Below are 5,061 nucleotides of genomic sequence, written 5' to 3'. Positions count from 1 at the left end.
GTTTTTTAGGGAAGATTACAACTCTAATCTCACACTTTATTTTTGCACAACTTACTATTTCTGGTGTTGTTAAAAATGAAGAAGGAAAACCTATTTCTGGTGCTAATGTTACCATTTCACCAAGTACTTCGGACGAAACGTTGGCATACTTTATTACAAAATCTGATGGTAAATATTCTATCAAAATAGATAATCCATCGCACGAAACCTATGAAATTAAGGTTCGTGCGATGAATTATGCTTTTACTTCAGATTTGGTAAATGAATCGTCTACAAACTTTGATTTCACTTTACAAGGAAAAGCTATCGAGTTAAAAGAAGTTAAATTAAAAGAATCTCCAATTCGCAAAAAAGGCGACACAATTGCCTATGATGTCAGTAATTTTAAAGATATAAAAGACCGTTCTATAGCAGATGTGATCAAAAAAATGCCTGGAATAGAAATCGAAAATTCTGGTAGAATCTTGTATCAAGGCGAACCAATCAATAAATACTACATCGAAGGAATGGATTTGTTGGGCGGAAAATATGCATTAGCAAACGAAAATCTTTCTGCAGACGCTGTGGATAAAGTACAAATTTTAGAGAATCATCAACCGATCAAGATTTTAGACAGTTTGGTTTATAGCTCTAAAGCCGCATTAAATATCAAATTAAAAAGCAAAATTACCTATTCTGGTAAAGCAGAAGTTGGTCTTGGCGCTTCACCATTGTTGTATCAGGCGAATATTACACCAATGTTGTTCACAAAAAAGCAACAAATGATAGGTTCTTATCAAGGAAATAATCGTGGAAATGATGTTTCTCGTCAATTAAAAACCTTAAGTCTTGAAGATTTTTTAAATGACTCTGAAAAATTTTCGAACGAAAGTTGGTTATCAATTGCAGGTGTACAAACTCCCAATTTTGATGGCGAACGTTGGTTAGATAATGCAATAAATATTGGTTCTTGGAATCATCTTTTTAAATTAAAAAAAGAGCTAGATTTACGAATTAACTTGTCTTATCACAACGATTTTCAAAAGCGATTCGGAGAAACAAACACACAATATTTTTTACCAACAGGTGATATATTTCTCAACGAAATCAAAAAAAATTATTTGCAAATAGAAAGTCTTAATCTAAAAGCAACATTATCTCAAAATAGTTCTAAAAATTATCTTGAAAATGTCTTGGAATTTAAAGGAGACTGGAACAGTTCGAGAGGAGATCTCAATCAAAATAATAATTTTATTACACAACGTTTGGCTCAACCAAATCGGCAGTTTACCAATCAGTTTAATACAATCAAGAAAGTTGGTAAACAATTGATCACATTTAAATCCAATATTGCATACAGAAATTATAACGAGAATTTAAGTGTTTTTCCTGGAGTTTTTACTGATTTTATAAACAACGGAAATGATTATCAAAATGTGTTTCAACAAATTAATTTTGAGAAATTTTCGACAAATAATTTCGCTGAATTTTCAAAAGGAATAAAAGCGTTTGTCTTACAGTCTAAAATTGGAATTAAGTACATCAATCATACGATGAAAAGTAATTTGTTGGCAGATGAGCAAACGATAAATTCTTCTTTTGAGAACAATACACGCTGGTCAACTTTAAATCCGTATGTAGAAAATAACTTTTCGTACAGAAAGAATCGACTTAATTTTTCTTTTGGAATTCCTTTTCAGTGGTATAATTTAGAGAATAATTCTTTCGGAAATAAAACTTCATACAATCGTTTTTACATCGAACCAAAATTTAATATAGGTTTAGAATTTTCAAAATTCTGGAAAGTATCAACCTCGCATAATTTCTCTAATGATTTGGGGAGTTTAACACGTTTGCACGAAGGATTTATATTGTATCGATACAATTCTATTCAACAAAATGACGGAAATTTTAACGAAGTAAAAAAATGGATTTCTTCTTTACGTTTCGAGTATAAAAATCCGATAAAATCTAGGTTTATCAATTTTGGATATTCGTACAATTGGTCAGAAAATAACTTAATCTACAATTACAGCTATAATGCGGATGCAAGTACAGTTTTAGAAGCTTTGAACTTAAAAAATCATCAAAAAACACATTCTGTTAATGCTAAAATAAGTCAATATTTTTCTAAAATTAAGACAACATTTAATTTAGCTGGAGGTTATAATTTTACAACCTACGATCAATTATTAAATGATGATTTAATCGAAATTAATAATACCATTTTAACTTCTAATTTTGACGCTTCTTTTCGCTTATTAAGTTGGGTAACGTTTGAATATAAATATGGTGTAACCAATTATAAAAATAAATTATCAGGAAACTCAAGTTCACGATCAATCACCAATCAAATCCACCAAATAGGATTACATTTTTTTCCTGCAGATCAGCATTATATAAAACTTAATTTTGATTTGTATGTTAATGATGATTCAAGATTAAATCCAAATTCAACTTTCGGAGATTTAATGTATCGTTATTCATTAAAAAAGAAGAAAATAGATTTTGAATTGTCTGCTTATAATCTTTTTAATGAAAAATATTTTTCTCAAAACAGTTTTTCTTCCAATTATGAACAACGATTTATCTATAAGTTGAGACCAACTCAAGTTATGTTTACCACTCGATTTAATTTTTAATTTATCAACCTCATAATTATTAACTTCAAAATTGTATAACTCGATAATTTATTTTAATAAAATATCAAAATCTAACATCTGTCATAAGTGGGTTGAATATATTTTACCTAAATTTATTTTGAAAAAATATAAACCACAGAGAAATGAATGACAATCGTAAGAAAGATGCATTGAATTACCATTCAATGGGTCAACCAGGAAAGATTGCAGTAGTGCCTACAAAACCTACGAATACACAACGTGATTTATCGCTTGCTTATTCACCAGGTGTTGCGGAGCCTTGTTTAGAGATTGAAAAAGATCCAGAAAATGCTTATAAGTACACAGCAAAAGGAAATCTGGTTGCAGTTATTAGTAACGGTACAGCCGTTTTAGGCTTGGGAGATATTGGTGCGGTAGCTTCAAAACCGGTGATGGAAGGTAAAGGTCTTCTATTCAAAATTTTTGCTGATATTGATGTTTTCGATATCGAATTGGATACAAAAAATGTTGATGAATTTATCAATACGGTAAAAGCTTTAGAGCCTACTTTTGGAGGAATTAATTTAGAGGATATTAAAGCGCCTGAGTGTTTCGAAATTGAGAAACGTTTGAAAGCTGAAATGAATATCCCAGTTATGCACGACGATCAACACGGAACAGCTATTATTTCTGGTGCAGCGTTGATTAATGCATGTGAATTACAAGGAAAAAATATTTCTAAAGTTAAAATTGTAGTAAACGGAGCTGGTGCTGCGGCAATTTCGTGTACAGGAATGTATATTTCTGTTGGTGCAACGAAAGAAAATATCGTGATGTTAGACAGTAAAGGCGTAATCCGTTCTGACCGTGATAATCTTGATCCTTCTAAGTCTGAATGGGCAACAGATCGTGATATTTCGACATTGGCAGATGCTGTTAAAGATGCAGATGTTTTTATCGGTTTATCGGCTGCAGATGTTTTATCAGCAGATATGTTGAATACAATGGCAGAAAACCCAATTGTGTTAGCAATGGCAAATCCAAATCCAGAGATTGCATACGATTTAGCAGTTGCGACGCGTCAAGATATTATTATGGGAACTGGGCGTTCTGATTATCCAAACCAGGTGAATAATGTACTGGGGTTTCCGTATATTTTTAGAGGAGCGTTAGATGTTCGTTCGACGACAATTAATGAGGAAATGAAAATTGCTGCTGTTCGAGCAATTGCAGAATTAGCAAAAGAACCAGTTCCTGAAGTTGTGACGCAAGCATACAATAATCATTCGATCAAATTTGGAAAAGATTATATAATTCCAAAACCTAATGATCCCCGTTTGTTACCAGAAGTTTCGGCTGCGGTTGCAAAAGCGGCGATCGAAACTGGTGTTGCTAAAAATATCATTACAGATTTCGAAGCATATAAATTGTCTTTGATTAAGCGAATCGGAAAAGAAAGTACGATTATGCGTAATTTGACACAAACGGCAAAATCAAATCCAAAACGTGTTGTTTTTGCTGAAGGAGATCGTTTCGAAATTCTTCGTGCAGCGCAAATTGTAAAGGAAGAAAAAATCGCTATTCCAATTATTTTAGGAAAGAAAAATAAAATTCAACAAATGATTAAAGATTATATGTTGGATTTGGAAGATGTTGAAATTGTTGATACAAATGCTGAAGAAGATTCGGATAGATACAATCAATTCGTTGATTTTATTTATTCGAAACGTCAACGAAAAGGAATCTCAAAATCTGATGCGAAAAAATTATTGAGAGATCGTAATTATTTTGGATCATGTATGGTTGAGTTTGGTTATGCAGATGCAATGATTTCGGGAATGACGAAAAATTATTCGCAAGCGATTCGTCCAGCTTTAGAATTAATTGGAGCGGAACAAGGTCAAAAAGTTGCGAGTATGTATATGATGTTGACAGAAAAAGGACCAGTTTTCTTAGGTGATACAACGGTTAATTTAGATCCAACTTCAGAGGATTTAGTTAACATTACATTGCAATTTAACGAAACAATTAAGAAATTTAAAATTGAACCAAAGATTGCATTATTATCTTATTCAAACTTCGGATCAAATAAAGGAGAAACGGTTTCTAAAGTTCAGAATGCAGTGAATTATCTACATCAAAATCATCCAGATGTTTTAGTTGATGGCGATATTCAGGCAAATTTTGCAGTAAACAGAGAGAAATTACAAAGTAATTTTCCATTTTCTAAATTAGCAGGAACGCATGCGAATACATTAGTTTTTCCAAATCTTGAATCAGCGAATATTTCGTATAAATTATTACAAGAATTAGGAAATATAGAAGCGGTTGGACCAATTTTGATCGGAATGAAAAAACCAATTCATTTGTTACAATTGGATAGTACTGTTCGCGAAATTGTGAATATGGTTACCATTGCTGTAATTGATGCACAACAACATCAGTAAAATATAAAATTTATAATACAAAAAATCCACTT

General features: G+C 31.6%; 2 protein-coding genes. Both read left to right on the top strand.

Annotated elements, in window-relative coordinates; all coding sequences use genetic code 11:
- Positions 1 to 2,621 (top strand): carboxypeptidase regulatory-like domain-containing protein (locus B2X73_RS05410; RefSeq protein ID WP_291095940.1); only part of this gene is annotated, 2,621 nt, incomplete at its 5' end.
- Positions 2,622 to 2,764: 143 nt separating this feature from the next.
- A complete protein-coding gene (locus B2X73_RS05405; RefSeq protein ID WP_291049321.1) occupies positions 2,765 to 5,029 on the top strand; it encodes an NADP-dependent malic enzyme in 2,265 nt (754 codons plus the stop codon).
- Positions 5,030 to 5,061 lie beyond the last annotated feature (32 nt).

The organism is Empedobacter sp. UBA7252 (genome assembly GCF_002472765.1).
GTDB lineage: Bacteria > Bacteroidota > Bacteroidia > Flavobacteriales > Weeksellaceae > Empedobacter > Empedobacter falsenii_B.
Note: the sequence above shows the minus strand (reverse complement) of the source record. Positions and strands in the feature narration are given on the sequence as shown.

What these genes read in the sequence shown, in the direction of transcription:
- B2X73_RS05405 (WP_291049321.1), top strand. Translation starts at nt 2,765, where the DNA reads ATGAATGACAATCGTAAGAAAGATGCATTGAATTACCATTCAATGGGT.